Source organism: uncultured Sphingobacterium sp. (genome assembly GCF_964277905.1).
Classification (GTDB): Bacteria; Bacteroidota; Bacteroidia; order Sphingobacteriales; family Sphingobacteriaceae; genus Sphingobacterium; species Sphingobacterium siyangense.
Map to the genome: position 1 here is coordinate 343143 of NZ_CAXYKD010000001.1, position 21777 is coordinate 364919.

Genomic DNA, 21777 nt, shown 5'->3' on the forward strand with positions numbered 1-21777 from the left:
GTACTTGTGTAAAAGTTAAGCAAGAGTATATAACAAATAGAAATAATTTATAATTACTAATTCGCATAAACATGGCAAAAGAGAAATTTGACCGTAGTAAACCACACTTAAACATTGGTACTATCGGTCACGTTGACCACGGTAAAACTACAACTACAGCTGCTATCACTAAAGTATTGGCTGATAAAGGTTTGTCAGAAGCTCGTTCATTTGATTCAATTGACTCTGCTCCTGAAGAAAAAGAGCGTGGTATCACAATCAATACTGCACACGTAGAATATTCTACAGCTAACCGTCACTATGCACACGTTGACTGTCCAGGTCACGCTGACTACGTTAAGAACATGGTAACTGGTGCTGCTCAAATGGACGGTGCTATCATCGTAGTTGCTGCGACTGATGGTCCTATGCCTCAAACTCGTGAGCACATCTTGTTGGCTCGCCAAGTAGGTGTTCCTGCGTTAGTAGTATTCATGAACAAAACTGACTTAGTTGATGACCCTGAGTTGTTAGACTTAGTTGAAATGGAAGTTCGTGAGTTATTATCATTCTACGAATTCCCTGGTGATGATATCCCTGTAATCAAAGGTTCTGCTTTAGGTGCATTGAACGGTGAGCCTGAGTGGGTTGAGAAAATCATGGAATTAATGGATGCTGTAGATAACTACATTCCAATTCCTCCACGTTTGACTGACTTACCTTTCTTGATGCCAGTTGAAGACGTATTCTCGATCACAGGTCGTGGTACAGTTGCTACAGGTCGTATCGAAAGAGGTGTAATCAACTCTGGTGATCCAGTTGAGATCTTAGGTATGGGTGCTGAGAACTTGAAATCTACAGTAACAGGTGTTGAGATGTTCCGTAAAATCTTAGATTACGGTGAGGCTGGTGATAACGTAGGTTTATTGTTACGTGGTATTGAGAAAACTGATATCAAACGTGGTATGGTTATCTGTAAACCAGGTTCAGTAACTCCTCACGATCATTTCAAAGCTGAGGTTTACGTATTGTCAAAAGCTGAAGGTGGTCGTCACACTCCATTCTTCAACAAATACCGTCCTCAATTCTATTTCCGTACAACTGACGTAACTGGAGAGATCTCTTTACCAGAAGGTACTGAAATGGTTATGCCAGGTGATAACGTTACAATCAGCGTGAAATTAATTTCTGCTATTGCAATGGAAAAAGGTCTACGTTTCGCTATCCGTGAGGGTGGTCGTACAGTAGGTGCTGGTCAAGTAACTGAAATTTTATAATCTGAATCAGATTATTCTAAATAAAATAAGCTAATCGACTGAGGTTGATTAGCTTATTTTTTCGATAAGCGATTTATCGGATTAAAATAAAAAAAAGTGAAAAAAGATTTGCAGAAAGTGGTTTAAAACACTATATTTGCATCACAAAATAAGAAATACACGGGCATAGTTTAAAGGTAGAACGAAGGTCTCCAAAACCTTTGGTCTGGGTTCGAGTCCTGGTGCCCGTGCTTATAAAAACAGATAAACTAAAATGGCAAAAGTACTTGATTTTTTTAAAGACTCTTATGTAGAGATCACTGAGAAAGTGACTTGGCCTACATGGTCTCAGTTACAAAGTTCAGCTGTTATTGTGCTTGTTGCATCTCTTCTTATTGCATTGGTTGTCTTTGTAATGGATAAAGCTTCAAGCGTAGGGTTAGAATTCTTGTACGGTATTGCTTCTTAATTTTTCAATCGTATTTATTTATGGCAGATCAAGGTTTAAAGTGGTACGTAGTTCGTGCTGTAAGTGGTAAAGAAAAGAAAGTAAAGCAATATATTGATGCCGAAGTTAGCCGTTTAGGTATTGAGCACTTGATTCCTCAGGTGTTGATTCCAATGGAAAAATACTACTTGATGCGCGATGGTAAGAAAGTTGCTAAAGAACGTAACTACTATCCTGGTTATGTTTTATTAGAAGCAGCTCTTGACGGTGAGTTAGAGCACATCATCAAAAATATCAATAGTGTAATTGGTTTCTTGGGCGATAAAGCTGGTAACGCGGTTCCTTTGCGCCAAGCAGAAGTAAATCGTATCCTAGGTAAAGTGGATGAAATGGCCGAGCAAGGTGAAACCATTAACGTTCCTTACTATGTGGGTGAAACAGTGAAAGTCAACGACGGTCCTTTCAACGGATTTACCGGAGAAATCGAAGAAGTCCACGAAGATAAAAAGAAATTAATCGTGATGGTGAAAGTCTTCGGTCGTAAGACGCCACTTGAACTAAACTACATGCAAGTAGAAAAAGAGTAAGATTAGTAATTAACGATAGAGAAAAGCTTTTCATGAAAATTGGAAGGCTTTTTTTTGTATCTTACTACAAATGAAAAGGCCAACTATTTATCTATTCGTATTGGTGTATGTGCTGACATTGCTGAGCTGTGCAAATGTCGAGAAGTACAATCGATTTATTGAAACTCCCCTGGCGGTGGAAGCTATGCAGCAAGATATCAACTATGTTGAGCATAACTTATGGAAAATGCATCCAGACTTGTTTCTATATGTGCGGGAAGATCAGTTAAAGGTTAAGTTCGACAGCCTTCGTAGGGCGATCCGTCAGCCATTATTGCCGAATCAGTTTCAGTTGGCATTAGCATCTGTACTGGCTCAAGTTCGGCAGGGGCATATGACGCTGAGTCCCCTTATTTCCAAATTTGACCCGAAAGGTAAGGATAAAGTCCGTTATCAAAAAAGTAAGGGTCCCTTTTCACAACTGGGATTTCATTGGCAGGAAAATACACTCTATCTCTCAAAAAATGGAACGTTAGATTCAAGTTTGGTAGCAGGCTCTAAAATTCTTTCTATTGAGGGTATACAACCACAAAATCTGTACACAAAATATCGCCCAACGTTTACCTCGGACGGCTATAATACGACATTTATAGATCAGGCTTTTGAGCGTTTATTACCGCGGTATTACCAATTGGAACTGGGGTATAAAGATTCTATTTCGGTTTTGTTTTCTCGCGCCGATAGTACATATCAGCGGACTGTGGTCAGAAGGTTCGACAGTGTCGATACAAAGGCTAAATCAGGGATAAGGACCACGGTTGTGAAAAAAGTGAGCCAACCTGATCAGAAGAAAAGTGATCAAAAAAAGCAGCGTAAAATCTTTGGGTATAATGCCAATCTAAAAAGAATGAGCAAACAGCTTTCTTTCCCTGTCAAAGGCGATAGTAGTGTTGCTTTATTGAAAGTGGTTGATTTTTCGTATGGGCGTCCAAAGGAAGCTTACAGAAGGATTTTTGATCGGCTGGAGCTTAATTCGGTACAATACCTGATCTTGGATCTTCGTGGAAATCTGGGCGGGCGTCTATTCGATGTGAAGGAGCTGTATAGTTATCTGGTAGAGGAGGATAAATACCAATTTGCTCAGCCAGCAGTGATCACCTCAAAATTCAAGTTGCCATTCTATCAGATAAAAGGATTGCCGGGCTGGTCTTATCCCGTTTTATCGCCATTTATCATACCCAGTGCGGTTGTATCCTGGACAAAGACCTTTTCCAAAGATCGTCTGAATTATACCCATCTTACAGGGAGTAAAAGTGAAAAATCAAAAGGTAATCGCTATCGCGGGGACTTATTTGTATTGATTGATGGCGGGACATTTTCTGCAGCGAGTTTAATTGCTACAAATTTAAAAGTTGGGAAGCGGGCTGTGTTTGTGGGCGAGGAAACTGGTGGTGCAGCTAGCGGCACGGTTGCGGGAGTTCTTCCTGTACTGAAACTGCCAAACTCCCATCTACGTTGGCGTTTCGGCTTAATGGATGTCAAACCTTATTATCAAGTAAACGAAGCGGGGCGGGGTGTCATGCCTGATGTTCCTGTCGTACGGAGTGTTGATGATGTTATCAAGGGGAAAGATCCGGTATTGGATAAGGTGCTGAAAGCTATTAAAAAGTAAGACGAAGTATAGTTAGGGATTATATTTCACCTTGAGATCGTTTCTTTCGGAATAAAGCAATTATTTTCTTTAGAACAAGTTTGCTATAATGATAGACTAAGCCAAATATATTCTCTCCTGTGATGTCACTTGCCAGAGCGGGTGGTAAAAGTTCATAGATCGTGATACCAAAATAATCCGCTATTTTGTATACCTGCTCTACCTTTAGCTTAGTCTCATTGCGTTCGATTTTTGAATAGGCAGCCTGTGATATCTCCAAAACGAATGCAACAGCTTCCTGTGATATCCTGAGACTTTCTCTTTTCTGCCTAATAATTGTTCCGATTTCTTCTCTTGCCATTCTTTTAAATACCCAAATTATCGAATGGTCTAATTTAATAAATATAACTTGAAGTTGTGAAGTTTTTCGATGTTAAAACTTGTAGTTATAGTCTATAACCCTAGGTTGTGGTGGCTCAGCCTCTTTTCCATGAATTTTGATGAAAATAAATATTGAGATATCATGGAAAAGAAATTAAAAGAAATTAATGTTAGCGAGTTGGATGCTAATGAAGTGTTGGAGATTGGAGGTGGAGGGTCGGAAAGGGAGGATGAGAAGAGAGGAAGCTGGTTTGACTCAATATGGGATCTGTTAATTTCTTAACCCTAAAAGAGTGCTTGGTACATTTCAATTATTGAGGTATGTCTAAACACTAATGCAACGATGGAACCTATTAGATATGCCACTAAGTGCAACTGTTTATTTGTTTTCTTTAATTTTCCTACAAAAGTCAATAGTATAAGTATCCCCAGTCCTACTATCCAGCTATGAGTAGTGTTTTGTACAAAAGAAAAGAGATGGCTAGTTGTTTTTTGTAAAGGAAAAAATAACGCTGAAAAGCCAAATAATCCAAAGGAGAGACCCGACGCACCAACAGCGGTAAATGTAAAATCATTCTTTTTGGAAAATGCCTGAATGAGGTTGGGGAGGATAATTAGAAGAAAAAAATTAGCTATTGTACCTATGTATGCGACTGTAGTACCATACTCTTGATGGAGATTACCAAACATATCATATCCTAGTCCAAAAATCACAACACAATTAAACAAGAGGTGAATCCAGTTGCGATGAATTAAAGCCGAGGTAAGCAAAGTATGAATACGCTTACCTCTTGCTATCTCGTAGGGGTGCAGGATCAGTGCATGGAAAAACGATTTATTATAAAATCCAATGATGCTGCATACCAATATAATCGGTACGACAATATAGGAATAGGGGGCTTCGGCAAAAGTTGGGAATATATCGAAAAATTTCATTTATAGTTGTTGGTGAATCACGCAAAAATATCTAATAAATTTTAAAATACAACCTCAGGTTGTGGTGGACGTAATGGGTAATGCCCAAATTTGTATCGTTGATCAACAAAAGCAGTTGCCGAAAAAGCTTTAAAATAGAGTAGGAATCAATAAATAATTTTTAATTTTATGAAAACAATAAAAAAAAATTCTCTTGCCTTATTGGCGGTAATATTTACTCTTGTAGGTATTTCTAAGATTGATTTGGTGAAAGCATCAAATGCAGGCGTGAAAGTATGTCCTGGTGATGGCAAAGGTTGCGTTCTTTGGGGTGCAATTGAAAAAGGCGACGGTAGTGGCTTTATTGAAATTGGAAAGGACGACGAATCTCAGGATACACCAGCTGAACCAGGAGCCTAACTCTATTTTATAACAAGTCTTGTAGCTAAGGGCTACAAGGCTGTATTTAATTTAAGCTATTTTTTATGAAAATTATTTTAGTGAAAACTATAAGCACATTATGTGTTATGGTATGTGTATTTTTGTCTATGCATTCGTATGCGGGTACAAACGAGAAAGACCATGCTTCTACCTCCAATGGTGTTAGAATCTGTCCTGGAAGTGGATCTTCTTGTATTCTGTGGGGTTTGGTTTATAAAGGTTCTGATAATTCTCATGTTGAACCAATGCCAGATGAGGAATCCCAACCAACACCCTCAGACAATCAGTAAAATTTAAGTATATAAATTCATCTAATGAAAATCCAATTGTTAATACCAAGTTTAGTGTTGTTGATTTCCTGTGGTTTAAAATCACCAAGCAGCTTCAATGCACTAGAAAAGCGAAATATTGTTGTTTGTGATGCACTTCAAATTGAAGGAAAGACCATCTACGGTGATTTGCAAAATGATTTGGAGGCTGTACCTTATACTAAATCATTAAAACCTGCAGATTTTGGTGATAAACTATATCAAATAGCAAGTTCCAGTGTGGAACGGTATTATCTCAAAGAGAGTAATCAACAAGTTCATTATTGGGATGTTGCTAATCTTGAACATCATACGATGGACGTATCAAAAAAATATCCCTTTGGATTGGTTATAGGACAAGATGAACATAGTATATATTTCTATAATTCATCTACAAAAGGAAAAAGTTTTGGTACGTATAACTTGGTTTCTGAAAAATTGAATATTGTCAATTTTGATGGATATACTGTAATTAGTACAGCCAAGCTCAGCAAGAAACCAGATGTTTTGCTATCCACAGGAGTAAAGGATGAAAAATTGGGTTTTTACCTTATTGATACCTTGCAACAAACTCAAACATTGATAAAAGCAATTGAGACTAAAGATCCCGTTAATGGAGACCCTGGTGTCTATGGTGGTAAATTTTATGTATTCCAAGATCGTATACTGTATGTGTTCGATAATCGATCAAGCTTTTATGAATTTGATCAAGACGGAAGATTTGTTCGTGAAATTACCACTATAGATACCTTTGATTTTAAGGGGAAGTCCAATAAGGCATACAATATACAGCTGGAAGGGTTGTATAAAGGTCTAGAGATCTTTGACAATATTTTGTATGTACGGACAAATATTATCAGTACTAAAAATAGTTATATACTTTATGATCGGTATGATCTCGTGGAAGGAAAATATAAAGATAGCTTTAAGCTCAATTTTGATTTTGATATCAGTCAATATTCTTATCCCATCTTCACCAATCATTTAACGGCTGATAAGTTTAGCTTAATATTTGGGGATAAATATAGGTCTGGTCTTTATGCCAAGATTACGTTATTTTTCAAAAAATAACTTTATGAAAAGATATCTTTTATATTTTATTGTATCGGTTATACAATTTGGGCTTTTTGTGTTACTCATGATTTCTGTATATCAAAAGATTAAAAATTTTGAAACTTTCATGGATACATTAGTTGGAACTAATTTGTTTTATGTAAATTCCGTGAAGTATTTTGCGATAGCTGTGATCGTTGCGGAGTTGATTGTTGCTTTCTTCTTATTGGCCTATCGAAAAATAGGATTTTATTTGACTATTCTTCTTTTTTCAGTTTATACCCTCTATATTATTATATTAGAATTATACTATTTTTATCCTTCCTGCGGCTGTGGTGGTATTATGGCGCAATTACCATTCAAGGAACATTTAACTCTTAATCTTATTTATATAATTTTGGCTGCGATTAGTATTCTATTCGTGAAAAAATCAACATATGAAAAAAATATTGTTATCGTTTAGTTTTTGTATATATGCGTTACTTTGTGTTGCGCAAAATCAATATAAGATTACCTATAAAGGAACATTACTTTCCTCTTCTCTCAATGCGAGATTGGAGCAAGAAGTAAATGATCCAGTGTTTTTGCAAGGATATAAAGATTTGATTGAGGGTTTCGAAGTGCAATATGCATTGTATGTTGATGTATCCAAGGGTAGATCAATCCTCTTGGAACAGAAAGAAATTGGATTGGATGGTCCTCCCCCATTCAAACATTTATTCTCTTTTTATGATCAGGCCGGTAACCTATATTTTGAAGATCTATTCCGCGGTAAGCAATTTAAGGTGCGAGACTCGCCGGCAGTATTACAATGGGATGTAAAACAGGAAATAATGAAAGTTGGCAATTTTAATTGCCGTAAAGCGGTCCTTAAGAATGATCCTTTCAATACCGTAGTATGGTTTTGTGAAGATTATCCGATTAGTTTTGGACCCTATATCGGAGCTAAACTTCCGGGTTTGGCAGTTTTGTTGGAGAATGATTACTATGTTATCAAAATCGATAAAATAACAAAAGAGGCATTTTCCAAGAATATCGAAAATCAAATGAATGCAGCTCAGAAAAAGACTGGTATTTCTTACGCCAAGTATAGAGAACAGGTAGCCCCTTTGCTAAAAAAGATGAAAACTGAAAATATTATTGATTAGGACAACAAATGAGGTTTTGGTCGGGTATTTTCTTCATTTTATTCTTCATTTTTTCTTGTTATTGTGCTTCAGCTCAGCTGCTTGATGGTCGTGTAGTTTCCCGAACCAGTGGAGATCCGATTTCAGGAGCAATAATTAGTCTCTATAGTGTACAGGATTCTGATCGTATGCTGCACTATATGACGACGGACGACAAAGGCAGATACCGTTTGCGTGAAGATGGATTTCCGTTCATACTAAAGGTGAGATCTATGTCTTTTCAAACTTTTCGAACTAAAGTGAGTAAAGCATCTGATTTTCCTGCAGTGATCATGCTAAGCGATGAGTCTATTCGCATGGATGAAGTATTGGTAAATATGAACAAAGGCTTTGCGTCCTTTAATAATGATACGACGGTCTATAATCTTAAGGCTTTGAATCTTCAAGATAGAGACAATCTGAAAGAGATTTTATTACGGATTCCTGGATTCAAAGTCGATGAAAATTACAAAATCGTGCATGGTGGGAAAGAGATTAATAAAATTCTGATCAATGGTAAAGAAGTCTTCGAGTTTCAAAATAAAATAGCTTTGGAGAACATGGAATCTGGAATGTTAGATCACATAAGAGTGATTGCCAATTATCAGGATCCATTTCGTGTCAATCTTGGCAATGAGCATGAAGAGAAAGTGTTGGATCTAAAGGTGAAAGATAGTTTTACGAATATATTGAAAGGAAATGTGGAAGCATTTCTAGGCTATAAGAATAAGTATAAATTTAAACCCTTTCTCTTTTATTTTGGCGACAATCTTTCTTTGTTTTCGTTGACGAATATCAATAATGTCTTTGATAAGGACTGGTCGAGTGAGGATTATGCAGGCGCAATACGTTCTAACAATGTCGCTTCAAGTTATTATTCCTCTCAGAATAAGAAGGTATTTTATACGAAGGACATTACGCTAAATAATGAATCTAGCTTATTGAATGCGACAATGATTAAAAAGAACACGGAGCGATATTCATTACAAGCGGTTCTGAATTTAAATTATTTGAAGTCCATCCGACTCTCTGAAGAGAATTCCAGATTTTTAGGAAATAATCTTTATGAAAAAAATAGTACGGATAGTTTGCGCGCTAGAATGATCGGTACTATGTTGAATTTCCGATATAAATTGAGTGAAAGTAGTATTGCCAAAAATATCTTTTCCAGTTATCAAGACCGTTTGAAAGGAGAGGGAAGTTACGAATCAATATATCCTCAAACAAAGGAGCTTTTTAATCTCGGAGAGATGACGGAGCAGAGGAGCAATATTTTATCAAATCGTTTGACTTATGAGACCAAGATAAATAATGCCTTAGCCTGGAATATGGGCTGGGACTGGAAAAATGAGATTTCAAGAGATACTTGGCAACTTCAATATTTAGAGACAACGAAAGAGCAGACTAATCGGAATAAACAGAATATTAAATTTTCAAGCAATGAAAGTATATTGCATACTAATTTGAGACAGCTTTTGGGAAAAGTAAATACACTTGTCTATGAATTATCTTATAGTAATATACATAATAGCTTTATTCCTGATAATATTAACCAAGCCAAAACGCGATATATAGCTCGCACAGAAGCAAATTTCAATTTAAAACGCTTTAACCTTCGTAGTACAATAGCCTTGCAGCGTCAAAGAATCGAAGTATTTGATTCTATATCTACTTCTACTTTTTTATTGGCTAACATTAATTTGGATTACTTTTTGGATCGATTTAAGAAAAATCGTTTAATTTTTAATTGGGGAAGAACTACCCAAGCACCTGACGTCAAATCAGGGCTAAGCCAGCGCGTAATCTCTTATGATCAGACAATACTTGGAAACCATCAATTGCTGCATGATATTTATGCAATCAATACAGTAAAGCTCGGCTATTTATATGATTTTCCATTTAAAGGGCAATCTTTTAGAATAAATCTCTATAGACAGCACAGTGAAAAAGCGCTGGTACAATTTATTGACATGACTTTTCCGCTTTTAAGAAATTTGAAATTGGTTCAGGGTTATCGAAATGTAGGGCTAGATGTCTCTTATGCACAAAATCTTTTTAAAGATCAGTTTCCTATGAATGTTTCCTTGTTCTATAACTATCAGAACAACCGCTCTTATCAGTTTTCGGGTGCTGGAGAATCGCAGATTAAGCAGCGGAATCATGGTTATATGCTAAATCTAAATTCTTTTTCCTCAGGAGCGATCAACATTTCTATGACCCTCAAAAACGATTATACACGGTATGGTTATCAAGATGGACTTCTAACGGATCAGAACTCACTAATGATTTTGTTGGGGCCAAAATTTAATCATAAAAGGACGGAATGGAAGACAATGCTTAAATATAGCGTTATAAATAGTGTTGATCAACGGCGCGAGTTTATGGATATAGATCTTTCCTCGGTATATATCATTAGTCAAAAGCTAGAACTGATATTGACTTGTGAAAACATGTTGCAGAATTTAGGTTTTAAAAACAACGCTGTTTTGTCTGTTTTTAATAATCAAAATGGAATTGAAAATTTTCAATCTTTTAAGAATTTAGTTGGATATAGTGCGGTGGGTGTCAAGTACAGATTTTGATGAAAATTTAAAAATACAACCTCAGGTTGTGGTGGATTTAATCAACAATAGACAGTTTTGTATTGTTGATTAAAACCAAGATGAAAAGAACAAATATTATATACCTGCTGCTGATAGTGGCTATAATTATAGGGTTGATATTATTACCGCTTATCAAAGTGCCGATTTCAATTTCAGCACAGGGAATCGTCAGGCCTACGATGGAGAATACAAAGATGCTATCCTTGGTCAGTGGCCGTATTATTGACAACCGTATAGTAGGCAACAATCAGCAGGTAAAACAGGGGGATACACTACTAATCATTGTTTCCGAAGATCTGGAAAATAAATTGTCTCTAAATAAGGGTTTAACGGATGACTATGCGAGGCAAATCGCTGATCTAAAACTTATTCTTGATGGTAGGGCAAAAAGTCTGCAAAGTGGACAATATCAATTGGAATATCTGTCCATGGAACAACGTATGTCTGAAATACAGTCGCAGCTTACCTTAGCACGCCGTGAACTGGACCGACATAATCAGCTATTCAGCCAGGGGGTGGTGTCCCAAGCAGAACTTGATAAAACGCAATACTCTTTTGAACAACTTGAAAATCAGTTTTTGACGATACGGAAGCAGCAGATGGCGCAATGGAGCGCTAAGTTGGTCGAACTGAAACAGAAAGCACAGTCGCTGTCGTCCGAGAAAAAGTCTATCTTGATTGATGGTCAAAATTATATTGTTCGAGCGCCCATAACAGGTACAGTGGTTAATTTTAAAGGATATCAAAAAGGAGGACAGCTCGTGCAGGGACAGGATATTTTGGAAATTTCGCCAGAGGATCAGCTTATAGCTGAATGTTTGGTGCCAGCCAAATCCATCGGCTATATCAAAAAGGATCAATCGGTCAAATTCCAGATGGATACGTATAATTATAACCAATGGGGGTTTCTATCGGGGACAGTACATGATATTGACTACAATCTGATAAGCGACCAACAAGAAGGATCTTTTTTTAAGGTCAGGTGCCGCATGGATCAAAACTTCCTGAGCCTCCCCAATGGGAATAAGGCCTTTGTAGGAAAGGGAAATACATTCAATGCACGGTTTTACCTTTTGGATCGTACGTTATGGCAGCTCCTGTTCGATCGGGCTGATGACCTATTCAATCCAAATCTTGGCGCTAAAACGAGCACGTTATAAAAACTTCTTTATTAATCTGACAACAGTAAATTTGTAATGAAAAAATCTCCTGTTTGCATTAAGCAGCACGATATCCGTGACTGTGGGGCGACCTGTCTGGCTTCTATTGCGGGCTATTATGGTACACATATCCCCATCGCAAAGATCAGACAATATTGTCATACCGATACACGTGGTACCAATGTATTGGGTATGGTGCAAGGGTTACAGCAGATGGGCTTTAATGCCAAAGGAGTAAAAGGCGGTATAGATGCTATTCCGCAGATACCTTTGCCAGCAATTGCCCATGTTGTGCTCAAAGAGCAGCTCCAGCATTATGTAGTGATCTATCAGGTGGAAAAGGATAAAATTACGGTGATGGATCCTGGCTTGGGAAAAGTGGAGAAATATACATTTGAGGCCTTTCAGAAGATTTGGACTGGGGTGTTGATCTTAATGGAACCCAATGAATATTTTGAACAGAAAAATGAGAAGATCGCTGTTTACAAGCGATTCTGGAATCTGATCCGGCCGCATCGCTCGGTGATCGTTCAGGCACTGGTGGGAGCTGCTGTGTATACGCTGCTGGGGCTTTCAACATCGTTTTACATTGAGAAAATTACCGATTATGTACTGGTCGATGGCAATGTGCGCTTATTGAACCTTCTTTCGATCGGTATGTTGGTCATTCTGATTTTTCAGTTGCTCATTGGTACATTGAAGAGTGTGATGGTCCTGCAGACGGGGCAAAGGATCGATAAATATCTGATTTTAGGTTACTATAAACACTTGCTGAGCCTTCCGCAACGCTTCTTTGATACGATGAAAGTGGGCGAGATTATATCGCGGGTTAACGATGCAGTCAAAATTCGTGCTTTTATCAATGATGTGGCGATACAAGCTGTCGTCAATGTGTTGATCGTGGTCTTTTCCTTTGCGCTTATGTTTACCTATTTTTGGAAGCTGGCCTTGATCATGCTGCTCGTTATCCCTTTTTATCTAGGGGTCTATTGGCTTTCCAATAAACTGAACAAAAAAGTAGAGCGCCGGATGATGGAAGAAGGGGCCGAACTGGAATCTCATCTGGTCGAATCGCTCAATTCGGTCAAGACTATCAAGCAGTTTGGCATTGAAACTTATTTTAATAGCGGTACAGACAATCGGTTTTCGCATTTATTGAAAACCATTTATGCCTCGGTGATGAATGGCTTGTTTTCCAGCACCTCTGGCGAGTTGTTGTCACGGTTATTTACCATTATCCTCTTGTGGGTTGGCTCATACTATGTGATCGAACGTACGATCACGCCGGGAGAACTACTTTCATTTTACGCTTTGATCGGTTATTTTACTGGGCCAGTGACGCAATTGATTGGCATGAATAAGACACTGCAAAATGCATTGATTGCAGCAGATCGCTTGTTTGAAATCATGGATCTGGAGCGGGAAGAATCAGAAGAAAAATTACAGCTTACTTCGGATCTGGTTGGAGATATTGTTTTTGATCATGTTCGTTTTTCTTACGGATCACGGGTAGAGGTATTCCGAAATTTTAGTTGCCGGATACAACAAGGCAAGATGACGGCCGTTATCGGGGAGAGTGGGAGCGGGAAGACTACGCTGGGAGCACTTATTCAGCAGCTGTATCCACTACAGGAAGGCAAGATTTCTATCGGTCAATACGATCTGAACTATATTTCGAAGAGTTCACTTCGGGAACGCATTGCCATTGTGCCCCAGCAGATCGATCTTTTTTCGGGTAACGTCGTTAGCAATATTGCCGTCGGAGAAGATATTCCCAATTTTCAGCGGCTATTGCAAGTAGTCAATGAATTGGACATGATGTCTTTTATTGAAAAGCTTCCAGCTGGTTTTGAAACCCAGCTGGGTGAAAATGGATCCATGCTATCCGGTGGACAGCGACAACGAATTGCCATTGCACGAGCATTATACCGCAATCCGGATATTCTCATTTTAGACGAAGCGACTTCGGCTTTGGATACTTCAACAGAACAGGTAATCCAGCGGGCATTCCGTCGCTTTAAAGATTCGGGTAAGACGATGATTGTGATTGCCCATCGGTTGAGTACGATTGCCGAGGCCGATACCATTATGGTGCTTAAAGATGGTGTGCTGATCGAACAAGGGGAGCATAATCAGTTGTTAGCCCAAGAGTCTGCCTATAAGGATATGTGGAAAAAGCAATCGATCGTGTTAAACTAACTGTTGTTTTTTATTCAATGATGAACAATTATCAAAGAAGTAGGATAAAGTGTTGGTTTATTACTATAAACATACTGTTATCTACGAATGTATTGGCGCAGCGAGCCTGGACTTTACAGGATTGTATCGACTATGCTGTGGCTCATAATCTGCCGATCAAACAGCAGGACATCAAGGCTAAGATAAAAGTGCTGGATCAGGAAATGGCAGTGCGGGAACGCTTGCCAAGTGTGAGCGGCTACGCAAATGGTTATACCACTTTTGGATCATCACAGGATGTGTTTGGTACGATTCGGCGCAATGACAACCTGAATAGCAACATGGGGATCAATGCGGAGCTGACCCTATACCAATATAACTATTTTCGAAACCAGGCCAAGAAAGCTGCTTCCGAAGCGGAACAGGAACATATCGAAAAAGAGATATTGAAACGGAATCTTACCGTTCAGCTGATGGAAGCCTATCTGCAGACCTTGCTGGCTCAGGCACTGCTGGTCTCACAGGATTCGGCCATGCAGTTTTCACAGCAACTCTTGGATAAGGCCCAGAAAAGTACGGCGGTAGGGGCAACAGCTGTATCGGTAGTTGCCGAAGCAAAAGCCAATCTGGCACGAGAGAAGCAGCAATATCAGCAATATCACAAAGATCGACGGCAGTCCTTGCTTAAACTAGCCCAACTGATGAACTACTCGGACTATAGTAACCTAGAACTGGCTGTCCCAGTAGCGGAGAGTGATCTTCTGCAAGAGCATACTTTTTCGGATGTATCCAACCTGCGGGAAGAAGCTTATTTGCATAATCCGGTATTTGCTAAGTTTCGAAGTCAAGCTGTTGGACTTGAGGTCGAGTCCAAGTTGGTTAAAGCAGCGTTATTTCCGACGGTAAAAGGATCCGCTGGTTTGGGGAGTACCTATTTCAATGCTTTTAAAGCGGACAATACGCGATCTTTTTTTGTACAGAGTAAAGACAATTTTGCCCAGCAGCTCGCTGTGACGGTTTCGGTGCCCATCTTCAACAAAGGAAAAACAAAACGTCAGTTGAAGCAGATCGACTTGAACCAGCAAAATATACAATTGGCGATTGATAATGAAAAGTTTGCTCAGCAGCAGATCTTAGATAAGCTATTGCTTGAATTGGATGAGAACAGAAAGCAATATGGTATTGCGGTAGAAGCGAGCACGGCAACAGCGCAATCTTTGGATTACACCTTGCGGAGTTTTGAAGCGGGCAAGGCATCGATCTATGATGTCAATACGAGTAAAAGTAATTTGATTAAAGCGGAGTCGGAAACGATCCGCAGCAAATATACTGTGGTGTTCAATCAGCTCATGCTGCGCTATCAGATTTATGGATCGATAAATTAAAATCATTATGAAGCTATTTCAATATATAGATCGGATTAATTTGTTGGACAAGTTGATCCGCCAAAGAAGGACGGGGACGCAGTCAGAACTAGCAGTCCGCCTCGGGCTTTCTGTGTCACGATTGGCCCGTATTATTGAATATCTTAGAGATATTGGTGCTCCAATTACTTTTGATAGATCGCTTAATACGTATTACTATGAAAAAGACTATTCAATCCAAATCAAGGTAGAGGTTCAGCAGGAAAATATTCATTTGCTGGATTTAAATCAGATGAGACAAGCAAATGCGGGTGATAATTTTATTTCAAATCATTTTCTGAATGCTTTTTTTGTGCATTGAGCAAAAGTAATTTAGTAGTGTTGATCAATAGAGCAGGAATCCGAAAAGGCTAACAATAGAGTAGGGACTAATTTTTTATAAATCAAAAAAATGAATACATTAGATTTAAAAGGTTTCGGTGTTCAGGAAATGGATGCGAAAGAAATGGAAGTAATTGATGGGGGATGGTGGCAAGCTGCTTTGGGGACATTTTTATATAATGTCGTTGCTGATTGGAGACAAAACGTTGCTGCATTTGAAAGAGGAATAAATGGTGAAGCTTTATAAACTTGTAAATTTATGAACAAAATAGAACTAACAGAATTGACTAATTCTGAGATTATTGAAGTAAACGGTGGAGATGGTATGACAGAAGCTTTTTTTTGGGTTTTAGGTCGATTTTTTCAGGCTCAACAGAGAGATCTAGATGGATCCATTGGTGGCCCTACAGCAATTCATGGGTAATTTAGTGCTTTGAAAATAAAAACTATTTTACGTAAGAACCTAAGTACTTTACTACTTAGGTTCGTCCTAATTTTGATTTATTGAAACAAAAAATAAAACTTTTAATATTTGGTACTTTACAATCAAGTATTATATTGATTGTGTTTTTTCTATTGTTTGGCTTAGATATAGCCTCCAATACTATTACCATGTCTGATCAATTTAATATCTTTCTAATATGTATCTGTACAGCTTTTTTTGAAGAGATTGTCTTTCGGTATTATTTGATTCGCGGGTTGAGTAGATTTTTTAATAAGAAAAAATCAGTAATAATTTCCGCTGTGTTATTTGCTGCATGTCATCTAGGAAATTCTCATTTTACGACCACAGCATTTGCTTCCCATTTTCTAGGTGGTATAATTTATGCATATGCTTATATTCATACGAAATCTATATATTATCCTGTTGGATTACACTTCGGTTGGAATTATATTCAATGGTTATTTTCACTTCCAATGAGTGGAACAACAAAAAGTGGTTTATATAGTCTTATTTTGCCAACCAATGATTATTGGTTGGGAGGAAATTATGGGATAGAAGGAGGGTTTGCAAGTCTTCTGATTAGGAGTATCTTGTTTGGCGTTATCTTATTTACAGTTTCCAGATATGAAAGAAATGCACACGTGAATTATTAGGTTTCGGTTTTCTATTAATGTTAACATTTTATTTATATATGGGCCCAAAATAAGTAAAAAAGGGGAGAGTAGCATGATATTGAAATTATTAAAAAGTTGTGAATATAAGAATTATTCCATTGGATTGGGCTTTAAATTAAGATATTTAAATTATGTTGTTAGTAAAAAGTCATAACTTGATTATTATATTTGGCTATCGAATTTTTCTAATTTTGCTACTTATCCGTGCAATGGTTGCACATAATCAAAAAAATAAAGCCCGTATATAAATTAATACCACTAAATAATGATGAATCGCAGGCTATAAGAATAAACTATGGTATAAATTTATAGGAGAAAAGCATCTTCTATAAATATAATTTGAAGACATTATTACTTTTTCTACCCTAGTTCAAAGAAAGTAATGGTGTTTTGACTTGTGCTATAGGCAATTGAAGAGTAGTTGATGAGAATAATGTGAGAAAATTAATGAATGAATTAATAGATTATCCAGGGTTTGTTGTAGAGCCGAGATTGATTAGTATGTCTAAAGCTAACATGATAGGCATGTTGTTTTTCGCTGTTTTCATTCTCTTATACGGGATACCTTTTTGTTTACTGTGGGATCTAAAGGAAGAGCTGGCGGCAATTAAAGATAGCCTATATAATAAAGCTTCGAATGCATGGTGGGTTTATGGTATTGTCATTATTATCGGTGTCGTTCTTCATGAATTGATTCATGGCATTGTATTCGCATCCTTTGCGAAGCAAGGTTTCAAATCCATAAAGTTTGGAATTATTTGGAAAATGCTCACTCCATATGCTCATTGCAAAGAACCGTTACGGGTAAGACCTTATATGTTAGGTGTAGTTATGCCTTTTCTCCTTGTTGGCTTTTTACCCGCGATTTATTCAATTTTTACTGGAAATTTACCACTTTTATTTTTTGCAATTTTCTTCTCTGGTGCGGCAGTCGGAGATTTCATGATTTTAAATTTAATTTATAAAGAGAATAAAGATAACCTGGTACTTGATCATCCTACTGAGGGAGGTTGCTTTATTTTGAAAAAGGTTACTAATCCAGCGGATTTGTGATTACAAAACGATATTTGAGCTGAGATTCTAGTCTAAATACTTGTGTGATAAATTCTTAACTTCCTAATTTTTCCTTTAGCCTCACCATTGTAATATAGATATATCCTAATGTTTATTTTTGGGACAGTAACTAAATCTAAATATTTATGGAAACTAAAACAATTTTATTATTTGTAGTAATAATAGCTATTCTGGCATTTTGTGTCTATCTGCTATCTAATGTCGGCGAATTTATTCGAGGATTTGAAGATGGTTTTAATGCGGCCAAAAATAAATAAAAACCTTAAATTTAAACGGATGAAAAAACACTTTATTCTTCTATTACTTTTTTTTATAATCACTTTTAGTGGTTTTGCGCAGGGGAATTCGATGCTGTGGAAAATCTCGGGAAATGGACTTAAACAAGATTCCTATCTGTTTGGTACGATCCACATGTTGTGCCCTGATGATTTTGAGATCAAACAAAAATGCCTGGATGCGCTTAATTCGAGTCAGAAAGTCGTATTTGAAGTGGATCTGTCGAAACCTGAAAATATGGAGGTCCTACAGGCATTTGCCGTACCTGACCCTAGTTTTATTAAAAACTTTACCGATAGCGAAGTGCGTAAAATGGATAGCGTCTTGTTGGCACAGCAGCTTTCAATTAAATTATTGGATCATGTTTCACCGGTAACAATGGCTTCCTTATTTTCAATGAAAGGCTTTAATTGTCCTGATCCAACAAAGTTGAAATCATATGAAATTGAGCTATCGGCTCTGGCCTCCGCTCAGGGTAAAACAATTGGCGAACTTGAAACAGCTGATTATCAATTCGGGTTATTGAAAGACTTGATTACGCCAAAGTTATTTATGGACTGGGTATTGCAGTTGGATAAATATCCCGCTCTAACGGCCAGAATGGTCAATGCCTATAAAAATGAAAACCTCAAAGAATTAACTGCATTGATTGAGGATCCTACATGGATGTCTGTCGAACAGAAAGAAAAGCTCTTGACAGGGCGGAATGTAAACTGGACAACGATTATTCCGAATTTGATCAAAGACCAGGGGTGCTTTATTGCTGTGGGAGCTGGACACCTGTCTGGTGAAAAGGGCTTGATCTCGTTACTTAGAGCAAAAGGTTATAGCTTGACGGCAATTGATTAGGATTGTTATTTTTTGAGATAAAGGAAGTATAGTACCTTGATAGGATACGCTTATTGTTTTTCGATGGTCTCATCGTTTTATATGGAGTGCCCTTTTATTTATTGTGGGATCTAAAGAAAGAGCTGGCGGCAATTAAAGATCGCCTATATAATAAAGTTTCGAATGCATGATGGGTTTATGGCATTGTCATTATTATCGGTGTCGTTCTTAATGAATTGATTCATGGTATTGTATTCGTATCCTTTGCGAAGCAAGGTTTCAAATCTATAAAGTTTGGAATTATTTGGAAAATGCTCACCCCATATGCTCATTGCAAAGAACCGTTACGGGTAAGACCTTATATGTTAGGTGTAGTTATGCCTTAAAGTTTTAATTTATAACTTATGAAGTCGCTTAAGATCACTATCTAAAATGAAAAACGGACAATTTACGATGTGAAAATTGTCCGTTTTAGCTGGTTAAATTATTCTTTCATAACTTACTGTTGTAAAGGTTTATCCATATAGACTTATCATACAGTTTCATCAAAAAGGAAATACATGTCAAAATATATAAATCGATTGTTGAAATTACCTGTGCTTTATTTATATACTCTTATGCTAGTTTCTTATCTGAGTATTGATGTTTTGTGTCACGTAATACTTATTGATTTATTCAAGTTTGAATCGGTTTCAAATGCGGTAACTCGAGATCAAAGTATATTGAAAATATTCATATATGCACTAATTTTAGGGCCATTTTTTGAGACATTACTATTTCAATTTATACCCGTAAAACTTCTGTCTACATATGTTTTTTTTAAAAAGAAAAAAATATGGATAGTTTTAATTTCTGCCCTTCTTTTCGCTTTGACTCATTTATATAGCTCTTATTATTTCATTTATACTTTTTTGATGGGTATAAATTTAGTCTTATTCTTTTTTATTATGGAGTTTAAGAATAAAGGTTCAGGACTTTGGCATACCACATTGCTACATGCTATTATTAATCTAATGGTTTTTATCCATCAATATTTTAGATAAGAAAATTTTGGCGTGCAGTAATCGATTTCCAAAAAAATAGTCGAAATTGATGGGGGATAAGCTACATTGTACATTTTATAATGGTGTTTCTGATTGGAGCCAAAATGTTGCTCTATTTGAGCGAAGTCTAAATAGTTGAGCTTTATAAAAGATGTATGCTACGAACAAAGTAAAGTTAACAGAATTCTGAATATAAACTGGACAACGATTATTCCGAATTTGATTAAAGACCAGGGTTGCTTTATTGCCGTGGGAGCTAAACACCTCTCTCGTGAAAAGGGCTTGATCTCGTTACTTAGAGCAAAAGGTTATAGCTTGATAGTAATTGATTTTATCTATGGATTGGGTTTACATCTATTGGTGAGCTTTATAGCCGTTCTCATGAAAATATAGGTATAAAAATAATGAGTTGCGCTACAGGCATGGCCAATATAGTAGCCTTTTAGTAGGTTGACTATGCATATGAAACTAAAATTTACATTTATTCTGATCTGTTTGTTAGCCGGGCTATTATGCAAAGCTCAGATACAGTTTGTCGGCGCTCAGAATAAGTTGCCAATTCCCTCATTAAATATTTACAATGAAAAAGGGACATTGATTGGATTTACAGATAAAACTGGTGTAACTCAGTTTCTCGATAATGGAGTGAAGAAGCAAAAACTACCATTAGCAGTTACGGTACAACATATCTCCTATGAAAACAAAACCTTTTCATTAGTATCGCTGGACGATAAACAACTATATTTTTTGGAGTCAAGACCTCAAGTCTTAAAAGAAGTCACTGTTACGGCAAAGTCAAAAGAAGTCGTGGTATTGAAAGGGTATTTCCGCTCCCTAGAGACATTTGATCATCAGTATAAGTATTTTTCGGACGGAATTGTAGAGTTTTATATTCCGTTGAAGAAGGGTAAACCTAAATATAGATTGATTGATTATCGTGTGTTTGTAGATTCTATTGTCGCTAAGGATTATAATGCAAAAATGCGATCTTTCTTCCAGATTCCTAGGATTACGGAAATAGATAATAGAAAATTAGCGGATCGATTAAATGATCTCGTTAAGGAAAACGATACGTCTAGCCGTATTCGCTTGTTGAAAAAAGGAAATGAGGTAGGGCACCTGACGACAGATGCTGATCGAAGTAATGTTCAATTGTATTTGGATAAGGTGTTGCCAGATACTGTAGTGAATGAAAAACTTTTTAGCCTAGAGGCGAAGACGTTTCACGAGGTTACAATTGAAAATTATAATGCAACCGAATTAAACAGCATGACGCCTTTCAATTTAACAGCCCTTTACCAAAATATTGTTGCGTCTTTAAAACGCAAAAAGGAATACGGCCATATCCCTTGTGAGATACTTAATGAATTTTATGTCATGGAGAATGGGTATATAACGGAAGAGGAATATAAATCCAATCAAAAGGGCTTGACGAAGAGTATTTACACAACGCCCCAAAAAAGCAATTATAAGATACGATTTTGGGAGAAGTTGGAAGACTATCATATTCCAGCGATCAACGATGGACTGGCAAAACAACTTGGTGAAAACCTTCAATTGATTAATTGATAGTTCGCGTTAAATTTG

At 37.1% G+C, this 21777-nt stretch carries 26 protein-coding genes and 1 tRNA gene; 25 read left to right on the forward strand and 2 right to left on the reverse strand.

The features are described from left to right. The first annotated feature begins 71 nt into the window (after window positions 1–71). The 5 genes from tuf (at window position 72) to ACHWSC_RS01350 (ending at window position 3921) form a co-directional block, all read left to right on the forward strand. Window positions 72–1256 carry an elongation factor Tu gene (gene tuf / locus ACHWSC_RS01330; protein WP_070566283.1) on the forward strand — a complete coding sequence of 395 codons (1185 nt, stop codon included), beginning with the start codon at window positions 72–74 and terminating at the stop codon, window positions 1254–1256. Window positions 1257–1415: 159 nt separating this feature from the next. After that, a tRNA-Trp gene (locus ACHWSC_RS01335) sits at window positions 1416–1486 on the forward strand. Window positions 1487–1509: 23 nt separating this feature from the next. Further along, window positions 1510–1704, forward strand: coding sequence for a preprotein translocase subunit SecE (gene secE, locus ACHWSC_RS01340; RefSeq protein WP_028072657.1), 195 nt, complete (start codon window positions 1510–1512; stop codon window positions 1702–1704). A gap of 20 nt (window positions 1705–1724) precedes the next feature. Further along, window positions 1725–2270 carry a transcription termination/antitermination protein NusG gene (nusG, locus tag ACHWSC_RS01345; RefSeq protein ID WP_046672242.1) on the forward strand — a complete coding sequence of 182 codons (546 nt, stop codon included), beginning with the start codon at window positions 1725–1727 and terminating at the stop codon, window positions 2268–2270. A gap of 70 nt (window positions 2271–2340) precedes the next feature. Beyond that, complete coding sequence (locus tag ACHWSC_RS01350; RefSeq protein ID WP_394675543.1) at window positions 2341–3921, forward strand: S41 family peptidase; 1581 nt, start codon at window positions 2341–2343, stop codon at window positions 3919–3921. A gap of 19 nt (window positions 3922–3940) precedes the next feature. Here the strand turns inward: ACHWSC_RS01350 and ACHWSC_RS01355 are convergent, their stop codons facing one another. Further along, window positions 3941–4261 (reverse strand): helix-turn-helix domain-containing protein, encoded by a 321-nt coding sequence (locus ACHWSC_RS01355; RefSeq protein WP_394675544.1) that lies wholly within the window; start codon window positions 4259–4261, stop codon window positions 3941–3943. Window positions 4262–4423: 162 nt separating this feature from the next. Here ACHWSC_RS01355 and ACHWSC_RS01360 point away from each other — a divergent pair, with 162 nt between their 5' ends. Then, window positions 4424–4564 (forward strand): hypothetical protein, encoded by a 141-nt coding sequence (locus ACHWSC_RS01360; RefSeq protein ID WP_394675545.1) that lies wholly within the window; start codon window positions 4424–4426, stop codon window positions 4562–4564. Window positions 4565–4566: 2 nt separating this feature from the next. Here ACHWSC_RS01360 and ACHWSC_RS01365 read toward each other — a convergent pair whose 3' ends face one another. Further along, on the reverse strand, window positions 4567–5217 hold the full coding sequence (locus ACHWSC_RS01365; RefSeq protein WP_394675546.1) for a rhomboid family intramembrane serine protease: 651 nt from the start codon (window positions 5215–5217) through the stop codon (window positions 4567–4569). Window positions 5218–5385: 168 nt separating this feature from the next. On the opposite strand from ACHWSC_RS01365, the gene ACHWSC_RS01370 reads away from it, so the two are divergent. The 19 genes from ACHWSC_RS01370 to ACHWSC_RS01460 all read left to right on the forward strand — a co-directional run bounded on the left by ACHWSC_RS01370 (window position 5386) and on the right by ACHWSC_RS01460 (window position 21759). Then, the gene (locus ACHWSC_RS01370; RefSeq protein ID WP_070566291.1) at window positions 5386–5616 is read left to right on the forward strand and encodes a hypothetical protein; all 231 of its coding nucleotides are present in this window, start codon (window positions 5386–5388) and stop codon (window positions 5614–5616) included. Between the two features lie 80 nt (window positions 5617–5696). After that, window positions 5697–5927, forward strand: a complete 231-nt coding sequence (locus tag ACHWSC_RS01375; RefSeq protein WP_145329971.1) for a hypothetical protein — start codon at window positions 5697–5699, stop codon at window positions 5925–5927. Window positions 5928–5951: 24 nt separating this feature from the next. Next, window positions 5952–7016, forward strand: coding sequence for a hypothetical protein (locus ACHWSC_RS01380; protein WP_394675547.1), 1065 nt, complete (start codon window positions 5952–5954; stop codon window positions 7014–7016). Window positions 7017–7020: 4 nt separating this feature from the next. Then, window positions 7021–7461, forward strand: a complete 441-nt coding sequence (locus tag ACHWSC_RS01385; RefSeq protein ID WP_139144993.1) for a MauE/DoxX family redox-associated membrane protein — start codon at window positions 7021–7023, stop codon at window positions 7459–7461. Beyond that, window positions 7436–8146, forward strand: a complete 711-nt coding sequence (locus ACHWSC_RS01390) for a GLPGLI family protein (RefSeq protein ID WP_070566299.1) — start codon at window positions 7436–7438, stop codon at window positions 8144–8146. The genes ACHWSC_RS01385 and ACHWSC_RS01390 overlap by 26 nt, the downstream gene beginning before the upstream one ends. An 8-nt stretch (window positions 8147–8154) precedes the next feature. Beyond that, window positions 8155–10746 (forward strand): hypothetical protein, encoded by a 2592-nt coding sequence (locus tag ACHWSC_RS01395; protein WP_394675548.1) that lies wholly within the window; start codon window positions 8155–8157, stop codon window positions 10744–10746. Between the two features lie 80 nt (window positions 10747–10826). Beyond that, window positions 10827–11927 (forward strand): HlyD family secretion protein, encoded by a 1101-nt coding sequence (locus ACHWSC_RS01400; RefSeq protein WP_394675549.1) that lies wholly within the window; start codon window positions 10827–10829, stop codon window positions 11925–11927. Window positions 11928–11963: 36 nt separating this feature from the next. Then, window positions 11964–14126, forward strand: coding sequence for a peptidase domain-containing ABC transporter (locus ACHWSC_RS01405; protein WP_394675550.1), 2163 nt, complete (start codon window positions 11964–11966; stop codon window positions 14124–14126). Further along, window positions 14096–15490: a TolC family protein gene (locus ACHWSC_RS01410; RefSeq protein WP_394675551.1), complete on the forward strand. Its 1395-nt coding sequence runs from the start codon at window positions 14096–14098 to the stop codon at window positions 15488–15490. Before ACHWSC_RS01405 ends, ACHWSC_RS01410 begins: the two co-directional genes overlap by 31 nt. A 7-nt stretch (window positions 15491–15497) precedes the next feature. Further along, window positions 15498–15830: a hypothetical protein gene (locus ACHWSC_RS01415; RefSeq protein ID WP_070566309.1), complete on the forward strand. Its 333-nt coding sequence runs from the start codon at window positions 15498–15500 to the stop codon at window positions 15828–15830. 90 nt (window positions 15831–15920) lie between these two features. Next, complete coding sequence (locus ACHWSC_RS01420; RefSeq protein ID WP_175441997.1) at window positions 15921–16097, forward strand: hypothetical protein; 177 nt, start codon at window positions 15921–15923, stop codon at window positions 16095–16097. A gap of 12 nt (window positions 16098–16109) precedes the next feature. Further along, complete coding sequence (locus ACHWSC_RS01425) at window positions 16110–16274, forward strand: hypothetical protein (RefSeq protein ID WP_157625908.1); 165 nt, start codon at window positions 16110–16112, stop codon at window positions 16272–16274. Window positions 16275–16354: 80 nt separating this feature from the next. Further along, window positions 16355–16948, forward strand: coding sequence for a CPBP family intramembrane glutamic endopeptidase (locus ACHWSC_RS01430; protein WP_070566311.1), 594 nt, complete (start codon window positions 16355–16357; stop codon window positions 16946–16948). Between the two features lie 468 nt (window positions 16949–17416). After that, the gene (locus ACHWSC_RS01435; RefSeq protein WP_070566313.1) at window positions 17417–18022 is read left to right on the forward strand and encodes a DUF3267 domain-containing protein; all 606 of its coding nucleotides are present in this window, start codon (window positions 17417–17419) and stop codon (window positions 18020–18022) included. A 297-nt stretch (window positions 18023–18319) separates the two neighbouring features. Continuing rightward, window positions 18320–19168 carry a TraB/GumN family protein gene (locus ACHWSC_RS01440; RefSeq protein WP_158638949.1) on the forward strand — a complete coding sequence of 283 codons (849 nt, stop codon included), beginning with the start codon at window positions 18320–18322 and terminating at the stop codon, window positions 19166–19168. A 194-nt stretch (window positions 19169–19362) separates the two neighbouring features. Continuing rightward, window positions 19363–19533: a DUF3267 domain-containing protein gene (locus ACHWSC_RS01445; RefSeq protein WP_368072491.1), complete on the forward strand. Its 171-nt coding sequence runs from the start codon at window positions 19363–19365 to the stop codon at window positions 19531–19533. A 231-nt stretch (window positions 19534–19764) separates the two neighbouring features. After that, window positions 19765–20190, forward strand: a complete 426-nt coding sequence (locus tag ACHWSC_RS01450) for a CPBP family intramembrane glutamic endopeptidase (RefSeq protein ID WP_070566315.1) — start codon at window positions 19765–19767, stop codon at window positions 20188–20190. A gap of 135 nt (window positions 20191–20325) precedes the next feature. Beyond that, on the forward strand, window positions 20326–20583 hold the full coding sequence (locus ACHWSC_RS01455; protein ID WP_394675552.1) for a TraB/GumN family protein: 258 nt from the start codon (window positions 20326–20328) through the stop codon (window positions 20581–20583). 69 nt (window positions 20584–20652) lie between these two features. After that, window positions 20653–21759, forward strand: a complete 1107-nt coding sequence (locus tag ACHWSC_RS01460) for a hypothetical protein (RefSeq protein ID WP_394675553.1) — start codon at window positions 20653–20655, stop codon at window positions 21757–21759. Window positions 21760–21777 lie beyond the last annotated feature (18 nt).

Coding starts and splice junctions, on each gene's coding strand:
- nusG (WP_046672242.1), top strand. CDS start 1,725: ATGGCAGATCAAGGTTTAAAGTGGTACGTAGTTCGTGCTGTAAGTGGT.
- ACHWSC_RS01460 (WP_394675553.1), top strand. CDS start 20,653: ATGAAACTAAAATTTACATTTATTCTGATCTGTTTGTTAGCCGGGCTA.
- ACHWSC_RS01435 (WP_070566313.1), top strand. CDS start 17,417: ATGAATGAATTAATAGATTATCCAGGGTTTGTTGTAGAGCCGAGATTG.
- ACHWSC_RS01415 (WP_070566309.1), top strand. CDS start 15,498: ATGAAGCTATTTCAATATATAGATCGGATTAATTTGTTGGACAAGTTG.
- ACHWSC_RS01390 (WP_070566299.1), top strand. CDS start 7,436: ATGAAAAAAATATTGTTATCGTTTAGTTTTTGTATATATGCGTTACTT.
- ACHWSC_RS01360 (WP_394675545.1), top strand. CDS start 4,424: ATGGAAAAGAAATTAAAAGAAATTAATGTTAGCGAGTTGGATGCTAAT.
- ACHWSC_RS01365 (WP_394675546.1), bottom strand. CDS start 5,217: ATGAAATTTTTCGATATATTCCCAACTTTTGCCGAAGCCCCCTATTCC.
- tuf (WP_070566283.1), top strand. CDS start 72: ATGGCAAAAGAGAAATTTGACCGTAGTAAACCACACTTAAACATTGGT.
- ACHWSC_RS01355 (WP_394675544.1), bottom strand. CDS start 4,261: ATGGCAAGAGAAGAAATCGGAACAATTATTAGGCAGAAAAGAGAAAGT.
- ACHWSC_RS01370 (WP_070566291.1), top strand. CDS start 5,386: ATGAAAACAATAAAAAAAAATTCTCTTGCCTTATTGGCGGTAATATTT.
- ACHWSC_RS01395 (WP_394675548.1), top strand. CDS start 8,155: ATGAGGTTTTGGTCGGGTATTTTCTTCATTTTATTCTTCATTTTTTCT.
- ACHWSC_RS01385 (WP_139144993.1), top strand. CDS start 7,021: ATGAAAAGATATCTTTTATATTTTATTGTATCGGTTATACAATTTGGG.
- ACHWSC_RS01450 (WP_070566315.1), top strand. CDS start 19,765: ATGCTAGTTTCTTATCTGAGTATTGATGTTTTGTGTCACGTAATACTT.
- ACHWSC_RS01350 (WP_394675543.1), top strand. CDS start 2,341: ATGAAAAGGCCAACTATTTATCTATTCGTATTGGTGTATGTGCTGACA.
- ACHWSC_RS01420 (WP_175441997.1), top strand. CDS start 15,921: ATGAATACATTAGATTTAAAAGGTTTCGGTGTTCAGGAAATGGATGCG.
- ACHWSC_RS01425 (WP_157625908.1), top strand. CDS start 16,110: ATGAACAAAATAGAACTAACAGAATTGACTAATTCTGAGATTATTGAA.
- ACHWSC_RS01380 (WP_394675547.1), top strand. CDS start 5,952: ATGAAAATCCAATTGTTAATACCAAGTTTAGTGTTGTTGATTTCCTGT.
- secE (WP_028072657.1), top strand. CDS start 1,510: ATGGCAAAAGTACTTGATTTTTTTAAAGACTCTTATGTAGAGATCACT.
- ACHWSC_RS01440 (WP_158638949.1), top strand. CDS start 18,320: ATGAAAAAACACTTTATTCTTCTATTACTTTTTTTTATAATCACTTTT.
- ACHWSC_RS01400 (WP_394675549.1), top strand. CDS start 10,827: ATGAAAAGAACAAATATTATATACCTGCTGCTGATAGTGGCTATAATT.
- ACHWSC_RS01405 (WP_394675550.1), top strand. CDS start 11,964: ATGAAAAAATCTCCTGTTTGCATTAAGCAGCACGATATCCGTGACTGT.